This window comes from Xenorhabdus sp. SGI 60, from assembly GCF_056632175.1.
Genome location: NZ_CP196860.1, coordinates 2655961 through 2677307 on the forward strand (window position 1 = coordinate 2655961; position 21347 = coordinate 2677307).

A 21347-nucleotide genomic window follows, 5' to 3' on the forward strand; every position below is an offset into this window, starting at 1 on the left:
TTGATGAACGCTAATTTTAACACCATCATTCGCTGGCAATCATGTACGCCAGAACAACAAAAAATATTGCTGACCCGTCCAGCTATTGCTGTGTCCGACGATATTGCCGGTACAGTAAAACAGATTCTGGCAACCGTAAAAACCCGCGGCGATCAAGCATTAAAAGAGTTCTGCCAACGTTTCGACAAAACCACTGTGGAAACCATCTCGATTTCTGCCAATGAAGTGAATGCAGCGGTCACTCGCCTGACGCCAGAAATCAAGCAGGCTATGCAACAGGCTATGAACAATATCCGTCAATTCCACGAAGCACAAAAACTGGCAGAAGTTGATGTCGAAACACTGCCAGGAGTTCGCTGCCAACAAGTTACGCGACCAATAGATTCAGTTGGACTCTATATTCCCGGCGGCTCTGCTCCCCTGCCCTCAACGGTATTGATGTTAGGTACACCCGCCAACATTGCCGGTTGCCGTAAAGTTATCTTGTGTTCTCCTCCCCCGATTGCCGATGAAATACTCTATGCTGCACAACTATGTGGGATCAGCGAAATATTTCAAATCGGTGGTGCCCAGGCGATTGCCGCAATGGCATTCGGCACAGAATCCGTTGCCAAAGTCGACAAAATTTTTGGTCCCGGAAATACATGGGTTACCGAAGCCAAACGTCAGGTCAGCCAACAGATTGACGGCGCAGCGATCGACATGCCCGCAGGCCCGTCCGAAGTATTGGTTATCGCTGACAGCGGAGCCAATCCCGTATTTACGGCAGCAGACCTGCTTTCACAAGCAGAACACGGCCCCGATTCGCAAGTGATACTGCTAACCCCCGATGAAAGTTTAGCTAAAAAAGTTATCCATGAAATTGAAACCCAACTCATAACTTTGCCACGTCAGCAGATCGCAATCCAGGCCTTGCAAGCCAGCCGGATAATTATTACGAAAGATCTCGACCAGTGCGTGGCAATCAGCAACCAATATGGTCCAGAACACTTGATCATGCAAACTCGTCAGCCTGAACAACTACTTGAGCAGATTACCAACGCCGGTTCTATTTTTCTTGGTGACTGGTCACCTGAATCCGCCGGAGATTACGCTTCCGGCACCAATCACGTTCTGCCTACCTACGGCTATACTTCAACTTATTCCAGCCTTGGCCTGGCTGATTTTCTGAAAAGAATGACCGTCCAGCGACTCACGCCGCAAGGATTAAAAAAACTCGCCCCCACTATCGAAACACTGGCACAGGCAGAACAGCTTATCGCGCACAAAAATGCCGTTACATTACGTATGGCTGCTTTGAATGGAACAATCATGAATACGATTTTTGATATCAATTCATTGGCAAGAGAAAATGTTCGCAAATTAGTCCCTTATATGTCTGCCCGCCGTCTGGGGGGTCGTGGTGATATTTGGTTAAATGCGAATGAATACCCCATCGCACCCGATTTCCAACTCACCGAAAATACGCTCAACCGCTATCCTGAATGCCAACCCGCCACGGTTATTCAACGCTATGCCGATTACGCTGGCCTGCAACCGGAGCAAGTCCTTGTCAGCCGCGGAGCCGATGAATCTATCGAACTGCTGATCCGCGTTTTTTGCGAGCCAGGACGAGATGCTGTCCTGTTTTGCCCCCCAACTTATGGTATGTACAGCGTTAGCGCCGAAACCTTCGGCGTAGAACAGAAAAAAATTCCTGCCAGCGCCGACTGGCAACCTGATATTGCCGCTATCAAAAATAATCTGGATCGCGTCAAGCTGATCTATATCTGTAGCCCCAACAATCCGACAGGCAACCTGATTGATCCTGCGGCATTACGCCAGATCCTTGAATTAGCCCGTAACCGTGCCATTGTTGCTATTGATGAAGCCTACATCGAATTTTGCCCACAACACACAACGACCCATGCTACCACCCGGTGGCTACAAGACTATCCTCATTTAGTTATTTTGCGAACCCTCTCGAAAGCTTTTGCTTTGGCTGGATTACGTTGTGGATTTACGTTGGCCTCTGCCGATATCATCGCATTTATGCTAAAAGTGATTGCCCCTTACCCACTGGCGACGCCTGTTGCTGATATCGCGGCACAAGCACTAACCGAAGCAGGTATTGCAACAATGAGAAATCGTGTGGCAGAGATCAGCAACAATCGGGCTTATCTCCAGCAAGCTCTCAGTAAATTGGCATTGGTTGAAAACGTGTTTCCAAGCGAAACCAACTATATTTTGGTGAAATTTACCCATGCAGAACTTGTATTCAAAACGCTATGGGAACAAGGGATCATCTTGCGTGACCAGCGTAAACAACCAGGATTAACGAATTGTCTGCGCATTACCGTCGGCAACCGGAATGAATGTGAACAGTTGGTTCGTGCCATCAGTGCGCTTTCCGACCAACCTCAACAAATCAAGGAAACTGAAAATCCATGAGTCAGAAAATGCTTTTTATTGACCGTGATGGAACACTGATCACCGAACCACTCAGTGATTATCAAGTTGATCGCCTTGATAAATTGGCTTTTGAAGCAGGTGTGATCCCTGCCTTACTCGCCCTGCAAAAAGCTGATTATAAGTTAGTGATGATCACTAATCAGGACGGCTTAGGTACGGCTAGCTTTCCACAAGCGGATTTTGAGCCACCCCATGCCTTGATGATGCAGGTTTTCACTTCACAAGGTATCCATTTTAAAGAGGTGCTGATTTGCCCACACAAACCAGAAGATAACTGCTACTGCCGTAAACCCAAACTTGGGTTGGTACAAAAATATCTGGCAGACAATGTCATTGATAATGACAACAGTTATGTCATCGGTGATCGGGAAACCGATCTGCAATTAGCCCAAAATATGGGGATCAAGGGCATTCGCTACCAGCCTACATCATTGGGATGGTCAACCATTTGTGAGCAACTGACCCGTCAAGATCGCCATGCACATGTCGAACGAAAAACCAAAGAGACCGCTATCGATATTGAAATTTGGCTGGATCGTGAAGGAGAAAGCCGCATCAATACAGGCGTTGGTTTTTTCGACCATATGCTGGATCAGATTGCAACTCACGGCGGCTTCCGCATGCATATTCAGGTTAATGGCGATCTCTATACTGACGATCATCATACGGTTGAAGATACCGGCCTCGCACTGGGAGACGCTTTAAAGCAAGCATTGGGGGATAAACGCGGCATTGCCAGATTTGGCTTTATGCTGCCAATGGATGAATGCCTTGCTCGCTGTGCTCTGGATATTTCCGGTCGCCCACATCTTGAATATAAAGCTGAATTTAAACATCAGCGGGTTGGAGATTTGAGTACAGAAATGATCGAACATTTTTTCCGTTCTCTCTCTTACACAATGGGATGCACCTTACACCTGAAAACCAAAGGCAAGAACGATCACCATCGGGCAGAAAGCCTGTTTAAAGTGTTTGGCCGAACTTTACGTCAAGCTATTCGCGTAGAGGGCGATATTTTACCGAGTTCCAAAGGTGTTTTATAGGAAAGGTGATAAAGGAAGCCATGATGAACGTTGTTATTCTGGATACAGGCTGCGCTAACCTCGCTTCTGTTACCTATGCCATCCGTCGGTTAGGTTATGAGCCGACGGTGAGTTTAGACGCAGATATTATTCAAACCGCCGATAAACTATTTCTACCGGGAGTGGGTACAGCGACTGCCGCAATGAAACAACTTGAACAGCGACAATTAATTCCCTTGATTAATTCTCTTATCCAACCCGTATTAGGTATCTGTCTCGGCATGCAATTGCTGGCTCGTATCAGTGAAGAAGGAGATAACATCCCTCTATTGCAGCTCATTGACGCGCCTGTCAAAAAAATGATGACCACAGATTTGCCATTACCACATATGGGCTGGAATCAGGTGAAAGCGCAGACAGGCAATCCGCTGTTTCACTCTATTGCAAATAATTCCCGTTTCTATTTTGTTCACAGTTATGCCCTGCCTGTCGATGAATATACGATTGCCCAAACTGAATATGGCAATACATTTAGTAGCGCTATTGCAAAAAACAATTTCTTTGGTGTGCAATTCCATCCTGAACGTTCAGGCGCAGCAGGCGCACAATTATTAAAAAACTTTTTGGAGATGTAACCGCATGATTATACCTGCATTAGATTTAATCGATGGCAATGTGGTGCGTTTGCATCAGGGAAATTATAACCAACGCCGGGATTATGGCAGTTCTCCGCTCTCTCGCTTACAACAATATGCACAGGAAGGCGCTAACTTACTGCATTTAGTGGACTTGACTGGTGCCAAAGATCCTGCCAAACGCCAAATTGCACTTTTAAAAGAGCTACTGACAGGTGTTACTGTTCCCGTTCAAGTTGGTGGGGGCATCCGCTCCGAAGCAGATATAAAAGCATTGCTTGAAGCAGGTGCAAGCCGAGTTGTCATTGGTTCCACGGCAATTACACAGCCTGAATTAGTCAAGCAATGGTTTCAACGTTACGGAGCAGAGGCTATTGTGCTGGCACTGGACATCCGCATCAATGCAGATGGGGGGAAACAAGTCGCCATTAGCGGTTGGCAAGAAAACAGCAACGCTACCCTTGAGTATGTTATTGAGCAGTATCTCCCTGTCGGACTCAAACATGTTTTATGCACCGATATTTCCCGCGACGGCACATTAAGCGGTTCCAATATTGCGCTCTATCAGGAAATCAGCCAGCAATATCCGCAAATCCAATTTCAGGCTTCTGGCGGCATTGGCAGTCTCACCGATATCTCTCCCCTGCCTGCATCTGGTGTGACAGGAGTCATTGTCGGACGCGCACTACTGGAAGGAAAATTTACTCTAACGGAGGCTATCCAATGTTGGCAAAACGCATAATTCCATGTCTGGATGTCCGTGATGGACAAGTCGTTAAAGGCGTACAATTCCGCAACCATGAGATTATTGGCGATATTGTTCCGCTCGCGCAACGCTATGCCCAGGAAGGGGCGGATGAGTTGGTATTTTACGATATTACCGCCTCTTCCGATGGCCGCGTGGTAGATAAAAGCTGGGTGGCGAAAGTCGCTGAAGTTATCGATATTCCTTTCTGCGTAGCGGGTGGTATTAAAACCGTGGAAGAAGCAGGGCAAATTTTAGCATTCGGTGCAGATAAAATTTCCATTAACTCCCCAGCTTTGGCTGATCCAGACCTGATTAACCGTCTGGCTGATCGCTACGGTGTCCAATGTGTCGTCGTGGGCATTGATACGTGGTTTGATGAGGATACTAATAACTATCAGGTTTACCAATTTACCGGAGATGAGAGACGTACAACTGCAACCCGTTGGCAGACATTGGATTGGATCAAAGAAGTGCAACAACGCGGCGCGGGTGAAATCGTCCTGAATATGATGAATCAGGATGGTGTCCGTAATGGCTATGATCTCACGCAACTGAAATTAGTGCGTGGTGTCTGTTCTGTACCATTAATTGCTTCTGGAGGGGCCGGAGCACCAGAACATTTCCTTGATGCTTTCCGGCTTGCAAATGTTGATGGGGCTTTGGCTGCCTCCGTTTTTCACAAACAGATCATTAACATCAGTGAACTCAAACAATATCTTGCTACACAGGGCATCGAGGTTAGGACATGTTGACAACGCAGCAATTAACAACTCAAGAAATTGAGAAACTGGATTGGAAAAAAGTAGATAATCTGATGCCCGTCATCGTCCAACATGCCATCTCTGGAACCGTGTTAATGATGGGCTATATGGATCAGGAAGCGCTGAATGTCACGCTCAATTCTGGCAAAGTGACCTTTTTTTCCCGCACTAAACAACGATTGTGGACAAAAGGCGAAAGCTCCGGCCACTTCCTGAATCTGGTCGGTATCTATCCCGACTGTGATAACGATACTCTGCTAGCCCTGGTCGATCCTACTGGTCCTACCTGCCATAAAGGTAATGAGAGCTGTTTTGCTCCCGCACAAACCGAATGGGGCTTTCTCTATGAATTGGAGCAATTACTGGCAAGTCGAAAAAATGCCTCAGCGGACAGCTCCTATACCGCTCGCTTATATGCCAGTGGCACAAAGCGCATCGCCCAAAAAGTTGGCGAAGAAGGCGTCGAAACCGCATTAGCCGCTACAGTCAATGATCGGGAAGAATTAACCAACGAAGCCGCAGATTTGCTCTATCATCTGCTGGTTCTACTCCAGGATCAAAAACTCGATCTCAGTAGTATCATCCGTCAATTGCGGAAACGACATTCAGCCAAAAAGTAATTTCCGATGCAAGAATTGAGATTGACCGCCACTTCGTCAACAAACACATAAACGAAGTGGCTTACTCACTGGAGCTACATTGCTGCCTTAAAGATAGTAATGATTTCTTCATGTGACGCTTGAATTGGGTTAGTAAATCCGCAGGCATCTTTCAATGCATTGGCTGCCAGTATTGGTAAATCTTCTTCTTTTACGTTCAACGCTGACAAACCTGACGGAATATTCACATCTTTTGCCAATTCACTGATTGCCTGAATACAAGCCTTAGCCCCTTGTGCATCATTTAAAGCATCAATTTCAACGCCCATAGCCGCTGCAATCTCTTTCAGGCGTGTAGCAGAAACTTTGGCATTGAAGCGCTGCACATGTGGCAGTAAGACCGCATTGCAGACACCATGGGGCAAATCATAAAATCCTCCTAACTGGTGTGCCATAGCATGGACATAGCCCAAGGACGCATTATTGAATGCCATACCTGCCAAAAACTGGGCATAAGCCATATTCTCACGCGCTTCCATGTCATTGCCATCTTCAACAGCACGACGCAAATAATGGCTGATCATGGTCACCGCTTTCAACGCGCAAGCATCAGTAATAGGGTTTGCCGCCGTAGAGACATAAGCCTCAATAGCATGAGTCAATGCATCCATCCCTGTTGCGGCAGTCAATCCTTTTGGCATCCCTGCCATCAATGCAGAATCGTTGACGGATAAAATAGGTGTTACATTTTTATCCACAATTGCCATTTTGATATGACGTTCAACATCCGTAATAATACAGAAGCGTGTCATTTCAGAAGCCGTACCCGCAGTCGTATTGATGGCAATCAAAGGTAACTGTGGTTTAGCTGAACGATCGACGCCTTCATAATCACGAATGTCTCCGCCATTAGCTGCCACCAACGCAATACCTTTTGCACAGTCATGCGGTGAACCGCCACCTAAAGAGATCACACAATCACAGTTATGCTGGCGCAGAACTTGCAAACCTTCCCCAACATTAATCGTGGTTGGGTTTGGATTTGTTCCATCATAAATTGCACTTTTTATCCCAACATCCGCCAATAACGTTTGAACTTTTCCAACAACACCAATCTCGTTTAGCACGCGGTCAGTGACAATCAAAGCTTGTCCGTAGCCATAATTTTTTATTAATTCAACGGCTTCAGCCATACATCCCATACCGATTTTATTCACTGGCGGGATAAAGAAAGTTGATGCTGCCATTTGAAACTCCTTAGATTTTACGGAAGTATTCCAAATATCAAGGTGAGAGAATTGATTTACAATGTGACACTGATCTACCTCAGTAATTTTGATCAAAATCAATATTTGCCTATGCAGGAGGGAAAAAACAGGTATCAGTTTACCTTAAGTTTATACAGGAGAATATTTTGCTATAATTCAACCAGACGAAAATAGGTGACTATTATATGAATAATATTTTTGTTCTGGTAATAATCAGCCTTGCTATCCTCGTTATCGCTGCATTTCTTTATCTCCATGATGCAGAGATAGCACATTGGTTGGAGAGATTTGCCCAACGATTGCTTAAGTGGCAACCTCCAGATTGATACTTTACTTTTACTTCACGTCATTTCACCAAAAAGGTGCTGAAAACCCAGCACCTTAACTTTGGCAATATTTATATCGTATAAAGATATTTAATGATTAGTCCAACCATTCAGTATGGAAAACACCTTCTTTATCAGTACGCTTGTAAGTGTGCGCGCCAAAGTAATCGCGCTGTGCCTGAATCAGGTTAGCCGGCAATACAGCAGAACGATAGCTGTCGTAATAAGAGATGGCAGCGGAGAATGTTGGTGTTGGGATACCATTCTGCACACCGTAAGAAACAACCTCACGCAGAGCTTGCTGATATTCATCTGCGATTTGTTTGAAGTAAGGTGCTAAAAGCAGGTTAGCGATAGCTGGGTTTTCATTGTATGCATCGGTGATTTTTTGCAGGAATTGCGCGCGAATAATACAGCCCGCACGGAAGATCTTGGCAATCTCGCCGTAATTCAGATCCCAGTGGTACTCATCTGACGCCGCTTTCAACTGCTGGAAACCTTGCGCATAAGAAACAATCTTACCCAGGTACAGGGCGCGACGGACTTTCTCAATAAACTCCGCCTTATCTCCGTTAACTGGCTGAACTTCCGGGCCTGACAGTACCTTAGATGCGGCTACGCGCTGATCTTTCAGGGAAGAGATGTAGCGAGCAAAGACAGATTCGGTAATAAGTGTTACCGGAATACCCAGATCCAACGAGCTTTGGCTGGTCCATTTACCCGTGCCTTTGTTGGCCGCCTCATCCAGAATCACATCAACCAGATATTTTCCGTTTTCATCTTGCTTACGGAAAATATCAGCAGTAATTTCGATCAAATAGCTGCTTAGTTCACCTTGGTTCCAGTCACTGAACACTTCAGCCAGCGCCTGATTGTTCAGGTCCAATGAATTTTTCAACAGAGAATAAGCTTCTGCAATCAATTGCATATCACCATATTCAATACCATTGTGAACCATCTTCACATAATGGCCTGCACCATCAGCCCCGATATAAGTCACACAAGGCTCACCATCAACCTGAGCAGCGATCTCTTTCAGAATGGGCGCCACCAACTCATAAGCTTCTTTCTGACCGCCCGGCATAATTGAAGGGCCTTTCAATGCACCTTCTTCACCACCAGAAACACCCGTACCGATAAAATTAATGCCCTGAGCAGACAATTCACGGTTACGGCGAATAGTATCCTGAAAATAGGTGTTGCCACCATCGATCAGAATGTCACCCTTATCCAAATGTGGCATCAGTGAAGCAATGGTTTTATCCGTAGCTTCACCCGCCTTAACCATCAACAGAATACGACGTGGCTTTTCCAGCGAATCGACAAACTCTTCAATGGAATAACTTGGAACTAATTTTTTCCCTGGATTTTCAGCAATAACTTCATCTGTTTTATCGCTGGAGCGGTTAAAAATAGATACAGAGTAACCACGGCTTTCAATATTCAACGCCAGGTTGCGCCCCATTACCGCCATACCGACAACACCGATCTGCTGTTTGGACATGAATAACTCCCGTCTAATAATGACTGTCGCCCACCCAAGATGTCATACGTCATACCCTTGTAATACATACCGTATGCAACAAAACAGAGTGGGCAATTTGTTAATGAGGTCACATGTTAACTCAGGAATGGACATCGGCGGTAGTTATTGATGCAATCGATATCGTCATGACGTTTTTTTGCCGAAAAAATTTCCAACTGAGATAAATCAGCTATTGATATTTCGCATCTCAGTACGCATTATTTAATAGTCGGCAAATGCCGTCCCACTAAAAGGCAAAACGAATTATATGGAATGGATCGCTGATCCGACGATATGGGCAGGTCTGGCCACACTTATCGTTTTAGAAATTGTTCTCGGAATAGACAACTTAATATTCATTGCCATTCTGGCAGATAAACTACCTGAAAAAGAGAGAGATAAAGCTCGCCTGACAGGGCTTTCCTGTGCCCTTCTCATGAGGATATTGCTGCTATTCAGCCTATCCTGGCTCATTTCCCTGACTAATCCACTGGTTACTTTATGGGAACACCGTTTCAGTGCCCGTGATTTAATTATGCTGACAGGAGGGATCTTCTTGCTGTTCAAAGCGACAATGGAATTGAATGAACGGTTAGAAGGAAAAACTTTGCATACTAATCAACAACGCAAAGGAGCCAGCTTCTGGGCGGTTGTTGTGCAAATTATCGTCTTAGATGCAGTATTCTCTCTGGATTCTGTTATCACCGCCGTCGGAATGGTTAATCACATTGGTATCATGATTGCGGCTGTCACCATTGCCATGATCCTGATGATATGGGCCAGCAAACCGCTGACAAAATTTGTCAATGCGCATCCCACCATCGTTATCCTGTGTCTTAGTTTTTTGCTAATGATCGGCTTTAGCCTGGTTGCAGAAGGCTTTGGCTACCATATTCCGAAAGGCTATCTCTATGCTGCCATCGGCTTCTCCATCATGATTGAAGCACTGAACCTGTTCGCTCAGTTCAATCGCCGCAAGTTCCTGAGCGCTTCCCGCTCCTTGCGCGAAAGAACCGCAGAAGCTGTTCTTCACATTTTAAATGGCAAACGTGAAAACGCGGCGTTGGATAACCATACTTCTGACCTGATTGCAGATCATGCAGATAACAAAGAACTCTTTGAGCCTCAGGAACGCCAGATGATTGCCCGCGTTCTCAGCATGGCACAACGTACCGTCAGTAGCATCATGACTTCACGCCATGATGTGATTTATCTTGATGTCCATTCCCCTGCTGAAAAGTTAACCGCGCTACTGGAGCAAAAACCACACACGCGAATTGTGGTCACCGATGAACAGAGTGGTGACGAACCGCTTGGCGTTGTACATGTGATTGATATCCTTAATCAACAACTGATTCATAATACTTTCGATTTAAGGAAGTTAGTTCAGCAACCGTTAATTTTCCCGGAATCGCTTTCTTTACTACAGGCGTTAGAACAATTCCGTAAGGCACAAACCCATTTTGCCTTTGTCGTCGATGAATTCGGCTCTGTCGAAGGGGTGGTTACAGTCACCGATGTGATGGAAACGATTACAGGTAATCTCCCTGTAGGTAGCGGAGAGATCGATGCTCGCCATGATATTCAGGTTATGGAAGAGGGATATTGGATTGCCAATGGATTTATGCCACTGGAAGATTTGGTGCTTTATGTACCGCTGCCATTGGATGAAAAACGGGAATACCAGACACTGGCAGGCTTGTTGATGGAGCATTTGCAACACATTCCACAACAAGGTGAGCAATTGAAGATTAGTGACTATCTGTTTGAAGCGCTGGAAATCACCAGTCATCGCATCAATAAAGTGAAAATTACTCCACTGACCGTTGAAGAAACGGCAGAAATATAACCCACAATATTAAAACGATATCACCTACTGAGAAAAAACCGGTATAAAACCGGTTTTTTTATTCCTATAAGTTTTATCAGTTTGATTTAATTTTTAAAGTATTTGTTTATGCCTCCCCTAAGTACAATAAGCCCGTTAAATGGTAATTAGCGGAGATGTCATACCGCCTTCATAGGGTCCAAGAGTCCTACAAAATATCTCTTGTGGCTGAGTTAGCAATACATCTATTGATTGTTGATAAATTGAGGGTTTATATGAGTACAAAATATTTTGCATTATTGACACAGGCTGGCACAGAAAAACTGGAAAAAGCGGCCTCATCAGGTATCAAACTTGAAATTACCCATATGGCTGTAGGTGATGGTGGTGGTAATTTCCCCACTCCCAATGCCAACCAATTCAGATTGATTAATGAAAAGCATCGCGCAGAACTTGATGCCTTAATTGTCAACCCCCAAACACCCGATCAAATTATCGCCGAACAAATACTTCCTGAAGGTGAAGGTAATTGGTGGGTTCGTGAAATGGGTCTATTCGATAAAGACGGCACATTGATTGCGGTAGGAAATTGTGCCGAACTCTACAAACCAGAATCTCAGGAACAAGCTATCCGTATGGCTCTGACGGTTAGCAACAGTGGCCTGACAGGATGGATAAAAGAACTGCTTTCCGGTTTTGCATCTCGTAAATATGTGAGAGAAAAAATTAAAGAACACGCCGAAAGCCGTAATCACCCAAGCGCAACCTTAGGAAAAAGAGGGTTTGTTGCGTTAAGTAATGAAGTAGGCAGTGACAGCGAAGTTCATGCTGCAACGCCCAAGGCAGTAAAAACAGCATATGAGTTAGCCAATCAAGCCAATGAATCAGTTAATTTAGTACTCTCGACAAATAAATATGTACCATCAACGCGCAAAATTAATGGTAAAGAACTATCCAAAGATATTGAACTGACAGCAGCAGATGTCGGCACCTATGACAAAATTCAAACAGACTCTCTTGTCGATGGAGCCAATCAATCGGCCCAAAAAGCCCTTGATCAGGTAAACACTAAGGTTCCATTATCCCGTAAGATCAACGGAAAAGAGCTGTTAACCGATATCGAAATTACCGCACATGATGTGAATGCCTACACCAGACAGGAGGTCGATGGACTTATCACAAACGTTGATAAATCGGCTAACACTGCTAATGATAATGCCTACGACGCTCTTAAACAGTTGGACAAGAAAGTCCCAACGAGTCGCAAGGTCAACAACAAGGAGTTGATAACAGACATCCAATTAACAGCAAATGATGTTGGCACTTACGATAAGAAAGAAATTGATGATCGAATCAACCCAGTTCAGCAAGCAACTGACACTGCCACTAACAACGCCAATACTGCTATTCAAGAGCTTAGCAAAAAAGTTCCAGAATCCCGCAAAATCAATAACAAAGAGTTGACAACCGATATTGAATTAAATGCGGCTGATGTTGGCACTTACAATAAAGTGGAAATCGATGATCGTATTCAAGGTACTGGCAGAAAGATACGGCAAGGTTGACAGACTGGCAGAAACTGCCAATCAGCGCGCAAATGACGCCCTTCAAGGCGTTGGTAACAGCGTCCCGTCAAATCGCAAAGTCAATGGCACATGCCACTAACAACGCCAATACTGCTATTCAAGAGCTTAGCAAAAAAGTTCCAGAATCCCGCAAAATCAATAACAAAGAGTTGACAACCGATATTGAATTAAATGCGGCTGATGTTGGCACTTACAATAAAGTGGAAATCGATGATCGGATCAAGGTTGTTAAGGAACTGGCAGAAACTGCCAATCAGCGCGCAAATGACGCCCTTCAAGGCGTTGGTAACAGCGTCCCGTCAAATCGCAAAGTCAATGGCAAAGAACTGCTGACGGATATTGAGCTGATTGCGTCTGATGTCGGTACTTATAACAAAGTGGAAATCGATGACCGTGTCGGCAAGGTCAATAAGCTGGCAGAATCTGCCTATAACAGGGCCGAGACGGCTAGTAAAGATGCCAATAATAAAGTGCCATCAACTCGTAAGGTAAACGGCAAAGAACTGTTAACTGATATTGAGCTGAATTCCGCTGATGTTGGTACTTACAATAAAGCGGAACTCGATGATAATATCGGCAAAGTTGAAAAACTGGCTGATGCCGCCAACCAGACAGCGAATTCTGCTGTTCAACTGGCTGACAGCAAAGTGCCATTAACCCGTAAGATCAACGGCAAAGAACTGTCAACAGATATTGAACTCACCGCAGCCAATGTCGATACCTATAACAAGGCGGAGATCAACATCCTTATCGATGAAGTTAAGGAGATAGCCAATAATGCCCATAACACTGCGGAGCACAAAGTCCCCTTGACTCGCACTGTGAATGGTAAAGCTCTGTTATCCGATATTGATCTGACGGCCTCTGATGTGAATGCCTATACGAAAGTAGAGGTAGAAAGTCGCCTTGAAGATATTAAGGGTCTGGCAAATAAAGCCAGTAACAATGCAGATAGCCGAGTACCACTCACACGCACCGTCAATGGCAAGGCCCTATTATCCGATATTAAACTTACCGCTTCTGATGTAGGTGCTTATAGCAAAGTAGAGGTTGATACTCACATCAGCAAAATTGAGGTATTAGCGAGTGATGCCAATACCAATGCGATAGCAGCCAAAGCTGATGCTGACAGCCGACTGGCGAAGAGCAAAAACGGGGCAGATATTCCTGATAAACAGGCCTTTGTACGAAATTTAGGCTTGGGTAATCTGATTGGATTAGATATTGAGTCACGTCGAATCACGGACGAACACACCATCATCAAGCTGGGTGAAATACTCATGATAAATGGGGTTGCGGTAGGTAGTGAACCCATTGGGGATTCTCATGCAGCCGAGATCGGCGGAGTGACTTACTATACCCATTTCTACAAAATCAAACTGCCCACAACTTTGCCAAATGGCATCATCTCATGCCAGGCTAGTGTTGTCGGAGATAATTTTGATAATCAACGCCCCGGTTATCTGGCAGATGTCAAAACACAACGCGGCAATGCAAACGAGGATGGTTTGTCGAAGGATACCTTAACAATATCCGTCACGACACCTCAATCAGGTTGGGTTCCGAACTTCTATTATCAGGTTGTAGGGTATTAATAAAAACAGTAAGTTCAGTAAATCAGGTGATCGCCGAAGCGATCACCTATTTTTTATTCAGCAGATCTTCCAGCGCCTTAAGGTTTTCATTGTCGCTGTTATTTTCGAGCCAATCTTTGATTTTTTGGCCTTCTGCTGTAATTCATTACGCAACATGGGTTCTACATTCAACGCATATTGCAGGTTGTTCCAGTCACCATAAACCCGCAGTGGGATTTGTAACTGCGCCAAACGACGCACCAATTCGTTCTGCTTACCCCATCCATTGGTTAATTGCACCCATAATGAAACATCGGTGTTCTGCTTCAATAAATTGGCTTTCCCCTGCCCTTGAATATTGAACATGCCTGAAGTTGCTGCAAGTTCACTGATTTTAACCTCACCACGCTCCAATTGGGCTTTCACTGACATATTTTTAGCTTCAGTGAAATCATTTGTATTTGTAGGTTGGCTGACTTGATCTGTTGCCCGTGCAAAAGATTGTTGAATAAGTTGAGGGATATTCAATCCTTCCAGACGTGCATTTTTTAGATCGATACTCAAATCACCTTGCCAATAATGAGAAATAGCGTACTCATCGTAACCTTCTCCCAAAAGATCACCGTCAACATTAAGCTGGCCGCGGAATATCGATGGCAATGCCAATGCAGTTAACAAAGGTTGTATCTCAATCCCCTGTAAGAGTGGCTTTGTGTGTAATTTTGCAGGAACAACCGTAGCATCAATTGAAGTCGGCAGCGCAAAATGTCCACCAAACACGTTGCCACTTAATTTTGTGATTTCCGTCAGGCCACTGTTATTGATAGCTTGCAAGTCAACATGGTCAATATCCATACCCTGATAAACGAATTTATCTGCCGTCAATGAGATATCAGCATCAAACCCTTGCAAAAAGGTAAGGTCATAGTTAGACAATGCCGAAACCGATGTTGCAATCACCGGTTTTAAGGAGTTATTTTCAACCCGATAATCATGTTTTGCCTGCGGCGTATTTTTCGGTAAAGCATCCCACCCCAACAAGTTATCCAAATTGAATTTTGGCGAACTCAATTTAATAGCGTATTGCGGTTTATCTTGCAAAACGGCTGTAATATTCCCTTTCAGCTCATTCCCATCATTCATCGTCAATGCCATTTTTTGCAATGCAATTGATTCAGGTGCAGTCTGATATTTCACTATGGCACTGCCCGTTCCCTGGATACCCGCAGATGGTAACCCAATTCCCTGTAATTGGTATTCAAAGGAATTAATGTCGGCCGATAGCTGCTGTGGATAATCAGAGATATCTACCGACGAATTGAGTTTAAGTGACAGCTCTTGCTGATTTTTATTGATTTTACTGCGCAGACCAAGTCTAACGTGATTTTGATCACTTCGTTCCAGCAATAAATTGAGATCACGGACATTTAATTGGGAATTTTCATTGGCTTGCCAGATCAGTAAGCCATCCACTAACCTGATTCTGGCAATATCCAGTTTCCAAGCCTGGCTGCCCGTGATGGCTGGATAATGAATATCACTTTCCGGCGCAATCGGGGCTTTTGGCTGCTTTTTCGGCTGACTATCCGGTGTGAATCGCAAAACAGCCCCTTTCAACATCACCTCTTTGACTGAGAGTTGATGAGACAGTAGTGGCAGCAACTCCACATCCAGACGCATATTTTCGGCCACAATGGTCGGTATCTTGGCATTCTCAGCAGTCAAAGAGATCTCACCGGTCAGAATGCTTAATTTGGGCCAAACATGCCAGCGCAAGTCATCCCGCAACACGAGCTGGTAGCCACTCTTCTTTTGTACTTGTTTGACTATATAGCCACGAAAATCATTTGGATTAACCAGCATAACCAATACCGTCAGGCCGGCCACAATGACTACCAACAAAATAATGAGTGTCGTCAACAACCTTTTCATGACTTCCCCAGTCTCATGTTCACAAGAAGACTATTTTCACCAGAAGGCTTTTACCAGAAGGCTTTTACCAGAAAAAATTAATCCTCACTGATTCGGCTACCTACGGCTCCCTGCTGATTTTTATATTTAGCATCCTGACGTCGGTTATAAGGTCGTTCAGCAGAGCCAGAAAGCGGTTCAAAACTCAATGCACCTATTACCATACCAGGACGCAAGGCTAAAGGCAGTTTGCCTGAATTGTAGAATTCCAGGACAATTTGCCCCTGCCAGCCTGGATCAATACGATGCGCAGTAACATGAACCATCAAACCAAGGCGAGCCAAAGATGAGCGACCATCCAACCAACCGACTAAATTATCAGGCAGTGTGACAGATTCCAGCGTTACTGCCAAAGCCAATTCGCCAGGATGGAGGAAAAATGCTTCTCCAGCCGGCAACGTAATTTCATCGCTCATGACACGGTCAAGTGCCGCATTGACTTCTGCCTTAGGCCCACTCAAATCAATATAAGCGGCAGTATGACCACGAAAAACACGAAACTGATTCCCAAGGCGCACATCAGCAGTTGCCCCATTAATACGTTCTACAGGGGGACGAGGGGTAATTACCAGCTTACCTTCATCTAGCCATTTAATAATGTCACGGTCACAGAGTCGCATTATTTCCTCTCAAATACGATGATACTGATGAATACCTGAATAACAGATTATTCGCAAAATTGGCCAATCTTGGCTTTTAAGATATCAATGGCCACGCGGTTTTTTCCACCACGAGGCACAATAATATCGGCATATTGTTTCGATGGCTCGATAAATTGCAGGAACATTGGGCGCACGGTTTTTTTGTATTGCTCCATCACGGAATCCAATGAACGTCCACGCTCATTCACATCACGTTTAATCCGGCGCATCAAACAAATATCCAGTGGCGTATCGACAAAAATAGAGAAATCCAGTTCTTGGCGTAGACGCTTATCTGTTAATAGTAGAATACCTTCGAGGATAATAACTCTTTTCGGTTCAAAATGAATGGATTCAGGTTTGCGTGTGTGCTCAACGTAGTCATATTGTGGCAATTCAATAGGTTTTCCGGCTTTCAATGCCTGAAGATGTTCGAATAGTAAATCGTGATCCATTGAATTTGGGTGATCATAATTAACTTTATAACGTTCTTCTATCGGAGTGTTAGTTTGGTCTTTATAATAGCAATCTTCTGGAATAACGCCGATATTGTGATCACCAACCTGAGCCCGTAATTCTCGATAAAGTGTGCTGGCAATAAGGCTTTTGCCTGAGGCGGAGGCACCTGAAATACCTACGATTGTACACTTATGTGCTTCATCAGCCATACTAAAAATAACCTGGTTAAAAAAGAAAAAATAAAGTAGAAATATGGTATTCGCTAACACCATGTTGGGCGGATTATAGGGAGTTAATGGCTTCTATTCCAGAGTAAACAGGATAAGTCTCGTTTTTTTCGATACGCTTCGCATAAAAATTCCGCAATTTTATGCTCCAGATGGAAAATATTCTGCAAATAATTTTCACAAAAATGTGCAACCGGATCTCGGATGATGAGGTGCCATATTGTGGTAGAAAATAGAGAAAACATTGAGCACTGATCAATGACTCTGTACCAATTGAGCCATTGACCAACTTTTTCTACTCAACCGCTCAACCGCTGTTACACACAGTTAAACTCATTAATCAAACTGCACGAAAAGAAATTTCAGTCGGGATTTTTTCGCCCTGCCAATACATCTTCGCAGAAATATTGGCAGCAATTTCACGATAAATATCGGCAAATTCACTGTCAGGCTGGCTGCTTACTGTTGGTTCACCACGATCGAGATCTTCACGCAGTGAAATATGCAGCGGGATCTGCCCCAGTAATTGGCAATGATATTTTTCTGCCAGTTTTGCCGCCCCACCCGTACCGAAAATTGGCTCATTATGACCGCAGTTACTGCAAATATGGGTGCTCATGTTCTCAACAATACCCAATACTGGCACATTGACTTTCTGGAACATGACGATGCCTTTCATCGCATCGATCAGGGCAATATCTTGTGGTGTTGTGATAACCAACGCGCCTGTCACCGGAATATTCTGGGACAAGGTTAGCTGGATATCGCCGGTTCCCGGCGGCATGTCAATCACCAGATAATCCAGATCCGGCCACAGCGTATCTTGCAGCATCTGCATCAAAGCTTTACTTGCCATCGGGCCACGCCATACCATCGCGTTATCATCGGTAACAAGGTAGCCGATGGAGTTGGTTGCCATGCCGTGAACCATAATTGGTGCCATATGCTGTCCATCAGGGGAAGTCGGGCGCTCTTTGGCTGTACCAAGCATATTGGGGATGGATGGCCCATAAATATCCGCATCCAAAATGCCCACTTTTGCGCCTTCCTGCGCCAGCGCCAGCGCCAGATTCACCGCTGTGCTGGATTTCCCTACGCCGCCTTTCCCTGAACTGACTGCCACGATATTGCGCACGCCATTAACACCAGGCTGATTATTGGCACGACGCAATGTGCTGATATTGTGGGTTAATCGCCATTCAACGGATTTTGCTCCCGTCGCGGATTGCAAGAGTTGGGTGGTTTCTTTCTTTAATATTTCGAAGGCGCGTTTCCAGACAAACGGCATGGTTAATTCAATATGCAGTATCCCATCCAGCATAGTGCAATGATGTAATGCTTTCAGGGCAATCAAATCTTGTTCTAAGGTCACATGTTTGAATGTTGCTAATATCTTTGCAACATGTTTTTTCAGCAGGTCAGGATTGGTCTGCTCCGGGGATTGTGAGTTCATCCCAGCTCCTTTTGATTTATCTTTCTCAAACCTAAAACTGTTCAGCCATCATAACAGAAGCTAACCACTTCGGATAAAGGCAACCAGTAAAAGTGACGAAGATCTCGCGTTACCCTAGCAGCAACGCGCCTTATCAGGTAACATCAAAAACCCTTTTCACTTTACGGAAGTCAGATCCTAACTATGTCTCAAGTCGCGAACAAATTATTGGTGACCTGTGCGTTACCTTATGCTAACGGTCCAATTCATCTCGGTCATATTCTGGAACACATTCAGGCTGATATTTGGGTTCGTTATCATCGAATGCGCGGCAAAGAGGTTCACTTTGTCTGTGCCGACGATGCCCACGGTACACCAATTATGCTGAAAGCCCAGCAAAGTGGCATTTCTCCAGAAGAGATGATTGCCAAGGTGAGCCTAGAGCATCAGCAGGATTTTGCCGGTTTTGCCATCAGCTATGATAATTACCACTCTACGCACAGCGAAGAGAACAAAGCTCTTGCCTCCAAAATTTATCTGGAACTGAAAAAGAACGGTTACATTAAAAACCGGACAATTTCTCAATTATATGATCCAGAAAAAAGTATGTTCCTGCCAGACCGTTTCGTCAAAGGTGCCTGCCCGAAATGTAAGGCAGAAGATCAGTACGGCGATAACTGTGAAGTCTGCGGAACCACCTATTCCCCAACGGAATTACTTAATCCTCGTTCCGTTGTCTCTGGAGCAACGCCAGAAATGCGTAACACAGAGCATTTCTTCTTCGATCTGCCTGCTTTCAGCGATATGCTGCAAAAATGGACGCGTTCCGGCACCTTACAGGAACAAGTGGCTAATAAAATGCAGGAGTGGTTCGAAGCTGGGCTGCAACAATGGGATATTACCCGTGATGCACCTTATTTTGGTTTTGAGATCCCCGATCAGCCAGGTAAATATTTCTATGTCTGGCTGGATGCCCCAATTGGCTATATGGGTTCGTTCCAAAATCTGTGTGATAAACGTAATGACCTGAATTTCGATGAGTTCTGGGCGAAAGATTCCAAAGCCGATCTCTACCATTTTATTGGCAAAGACATCGTTTATTTTCACAGTCTATTCTGGCCGGCCATGTTGGAAGGCTGTAACTACCGTAAGCCAACCAACCTGTTTGTCCACGGTTATATCACGGTTAACGGCACTAAGATGTCCAAATCCCGTGGCACCTTCATCAAGGCGAGTACTTATCTGAAACACCTTGATGCAGACTGCCTGCGTTATTACTACGCGGCGAAACTCTCTTCCCGCATTGACGATATTGATCTGAATCTGGAAGATTTTGTTCAGCGTGTAAATAGCGATATCGTTAACAAAGTGGTTAACCTTGCTTCACGCAATGCGGGCTTTATCAACAAGCGATTTGGCGGCAAACTGGCAGAGCAACTCGCTGATCCTGCGCTATACCAAAGGTTTGTCGATGCTGCACAGGGTATTGCAGAAGATTTTACCCACCGTGAATTCGGCAAGGCAATCCGTGAAATGATGGCACTGGCCGATCTGGCTAACCGCTATGTTGATGAGCAAGCACCGTGGATTGTGGCGAAACAAGAAGGCCGTGATGCTGATCTGCAAGCAATCTGTTCAATGGGGATTAACCTGTTCCGCGTGCTGATGACTTACCTGAAACCTGTACTTCCGGCTTTGGCCACACGAGCAGAAACCTTCCTGAATACTGAATTGACTTGGGATGGCATCCAGCAACCTTTGTTGAACCATGATGTTTCACCATTCAAGGCGCTGTTCAACCGCATCGAAATGGCGAAAATTGAAGCAATAGTTGCTGATTCGAAAGAGAGCATCAAGCCACAACAAACCGTAACAGGCCCGCTGGCAGATGATCCCATTCAGGACACCATTGTATTTGATGATTTTGCCAAGGTTGACCTGCGAATCGCCCTGATCAAACAGGCTGATTTTGTCGAAGGTTCAGATAAGTTACTGAAATTAACTCTTGATCTCGGTGGTGAAACTCGCGAGGTCTTCTCTGGTATTCGTTCAGCCTATCCTGATCCCAAGGCGCTGGAAAACCGTCTGACGGTGATGGTTGCTAACCTTGCTCCACGCAAGATGCGCTTCGGTATTTCAGAAGGTATGGTGATGGCAGCAGGTCCTGGTGGAAAAGATATTTTCCTGTTAAGCCCAGACAGTGGCGCTCAACCCGGTATGCGGGTTAAATGACAGTTGCCTATTTTTGACAGATATCATTAATGATCAATTAGATAACCAAGCGGGTTCCAAAA

General features: G+C 44.9%; 17 protein-coding genes and 1 pseudogene. 12 read left to right on the forward strand and 6 right to left on the reverse strand.

Going from position 1 to position 21347, the window contains the following annotated elements:
• From hisD to hisIE, 7 genes and pseudogenes are all read left to right on the forward strand, one after another.
• Positions 1–1311 (forward strand): annotated as a pseudogene (gene hisD, locus ACSJJG_RS12225) (histidinol dehydrogenase); the annotation flags it as partial.
• Positions 1312–2430, forward strand: coding sequence for a histidinol-phosphate transaminase (hisC, locus tag ACSJJG_RS12230; protein WP_481090434.1), 1119 nt, complete (start codon positions 1312–1314; stop codon positions 2428–2430).
• Positions 2427–3494 carry a bifunctional histidinol-phosphatase/imidazoleglycerol-phosphate dehydratase HisB gene (gene hisB / locus ACSJJG_RS12235; RefSeq protein WP_481089521.1) on the forward strand — a complete coding sequence of 356 codons (1068 nt, stop codon included), beginning with the start codon at positions 2427–2429 and terminating at the stop codon, positions 3492–3494. Before hisC ends, hisB begins: the two co-directional genes overlap by 4 nt.
• Positions 3495–3517: 23 nt before the next feature.
• Entirely contained in the window at positions 3518–4108 is a 591-nt protein-coding gene (hisH, locus tag ACSJJG_RS12240; protein ID WP_481090435.1) for an imidazole glycerol phosphate synthase subunit HisH, read from the forward strand.
• A 4-nt stretch (positions 4109–4112) separates the two neighbouring features.
• Positions 4113–4850 (forward strand): 1-(5-phosphoribosyl)-5-[(5-phosphoribosylamino)methylideneamino]imidazole-4-carboxamide isomerase, encoded by a 738-nt coding sequence (gene hisA, locus ACSJJG_RS12245; RefSeq protein WP_481089522.1) that lies wholly within the window; start codon positions 4113–4115, stop codon positions 4848–4850.
• Positions 4832–5608, forward strand: coding sequence for an imidazole glycerol phosphate synthase subunit HisF (hisF, locus tag ACSJJG_RS12250; RefSeq protein ID WP_481089523.1), 777 nt, complete (start codon positions 4832–4834; stop codon positions 5606–5608). The genes hisA and hisF overlap by 19 nt, the downstream gene beginning before the upstream one ends.
• Positions 5602–6237, forward strand: a complete 636-nt coding sequence (hisIE, locus tag ACSJJG_RS12255) for a bifunctional phosphoribosyl-AMP cyclohydrolase/phosphoribosyl-ATP diphosphatase HisIE (protein WP_481089524.1) — start codon at positions 5602–5604, stop codon at positions 6235–6237. The genes hisF and hisIE overlap by 7 nt, the downstream gene beginning before the upstream one ends.
• 74 nt (positions 6238–6311) lie before the next feature.
• Here the strand turns inward: hisIE and yiaY are convergent, their stop codons facing one another.
• Positions 6312–7463: an L-threonine dehydrogenase gene (gene yiaY / locus ACSJJG_RS12260; protein ID WP_481089525.1), complete on the reverse strand. Its 1152-nt coding sequence runs from the start codon at positions 7461–7463 to the stop codon at positions 6312–6314.
• Positions 7464–7669: 206 nt separating this feature from the next.
• On the opposite strand from yiaY, the gene ACSJJG_RS12265 reads away from it, so the two are divergent.
• Complete coding sequence (locus tag ACSJJG_RS12265; protein ID WP_481089526.1) at positions 7670–7810, forward strand: hypothetical protein; 141 nt, start codon at positions 7670–7672, stop codon at positions 7808–7810.
• A gap of 97 nt (positions 7811–7907) precedes the next feature.
• Here ACSJJG_RS12265 and gndA read toward each other — a convergent pair whose 3' ends face one another.
• On the reverse strand, positions 7908–9314 hold the full coding sequence (gene gndA, locus ACSJJG_RS12270) for an NADP-dependent phosphogluconate dehydrogenase (protein WP_481089527.1): 1407 nt from the start codon (positions 9312–9314) through the stop codon (positions 7908–7910).
• Positions 9315–9603: 289 nt separating this feature from the next.
• On the opposite strand from gndA, the gene ACSJJG_RS12275 reads away from it, so the two are divergent.
• From ACSJJG_RS12275 to ACSJJG_RS12285, 3 genes are all read left to right on the forward strand, one after another.
• Positions 9604–11184 carry a TerC family protein gene (locus tag ACSJJG_RS12275; RefSeq protein ID WP_481089528.1) on the forward strand — a complete coding sequence of 527 codons (1581 nt, stop codon included), beginning with the start codon at positions 9604–9606 and terminating at the stop codon, positions 11182–11184.
• 203 nt (positions 11185–11387) lie between these two features.
• Positions 11388–12728 (forward strand): phage tail protein, encoded by a 1341-nt coding sequence (locus tag ACSJJG_RS12280; RefSeq protein WP_481089529.1) that lies wholly within the window; start codon positions 11388–11390, stop codon positions 12726–12728.
• A 32-nt stretch (positions 12729–12760) separates the two neighbouring features.
• Positions 12761–14344, forward strand: coding sequence for a hypothetical protein (locus tag ACSJJG_RS12285; RefSeq protein WP_481089530.1), 1584 nt, complete (start codon positions 12761–12763; stop codon positions 14342–14344).
• 57 nt (positions 14345–14401) lie between these two features.
• Here the strand turns inward: ACSJJG_RS12285 and asmA are convergent, their stop codons facing one another.
• From asmA to apbC, 4 genes are all read right to left on the reverse strand, one after another.
• Positions 14402–16255: an outer membrane assembly protein AsmA gene (asmA, locus tag ACSJJG_RS12290; protein ID WP_481089531.1), complete on the reverse strand. Its 1854-nt coding sequence runs from the start codon at positions 16253–16255 to the stop codon at positions 14402–14404.
• Between the two features lie 77 nt (positions 16256–16332).
• Positions 16333–16914 carry a dCTP deaminase gene (gene dcd / locus ACSJJG_RS12295; protein WP_047766961.1) on the reverse strand — a complete coding sequence of 194 codons (582 nt, stop codon included), beginning with the start codon at positions 16912–16914 and terminating at the stop codon, positions 16333–16335.
• 47 nt (positions 16915–16961) lie between these two features.
• Positions 16962–17603 (reverse strand): uridine kinase, encoded by a 642-nt coding sequence (gene udk / locus ACSJJG_RS12300; protein WP_481089532.1) that lies wholly within the window; start codon positions 17601–17603, stop codon positions 16962–16964.
• Positions 17604–17961: 358 nt separating this feature from the next.
• Positions 17962–19074, reverse strand: coding sequence for an iron-sulfur cluster carrier protein ApbC (gene apbC / locus ACSJJG_RS12305; protein ID WP_481089533.1), 1113 nt, complete (start codon positions 19072–19074; stop codon positions 17962–17964).
• 183 nt (positions 19075–19257) lie between these two features.
• Here apbC and metG point away from each other — a divergent pair, with 183 nt between their 5' ends.
• Entirely contained in the window at positions 19258–21285 is a 2028-nt protein-coding gene (metG, locus tag ACSJJG_RS12310) for a methionine--tRNA ligase (protein ID WP_481089534.1), read from the forward strand.
• The last annotated feature ends 62 nt before the right edge of the window (positions 21286–21347 follow it).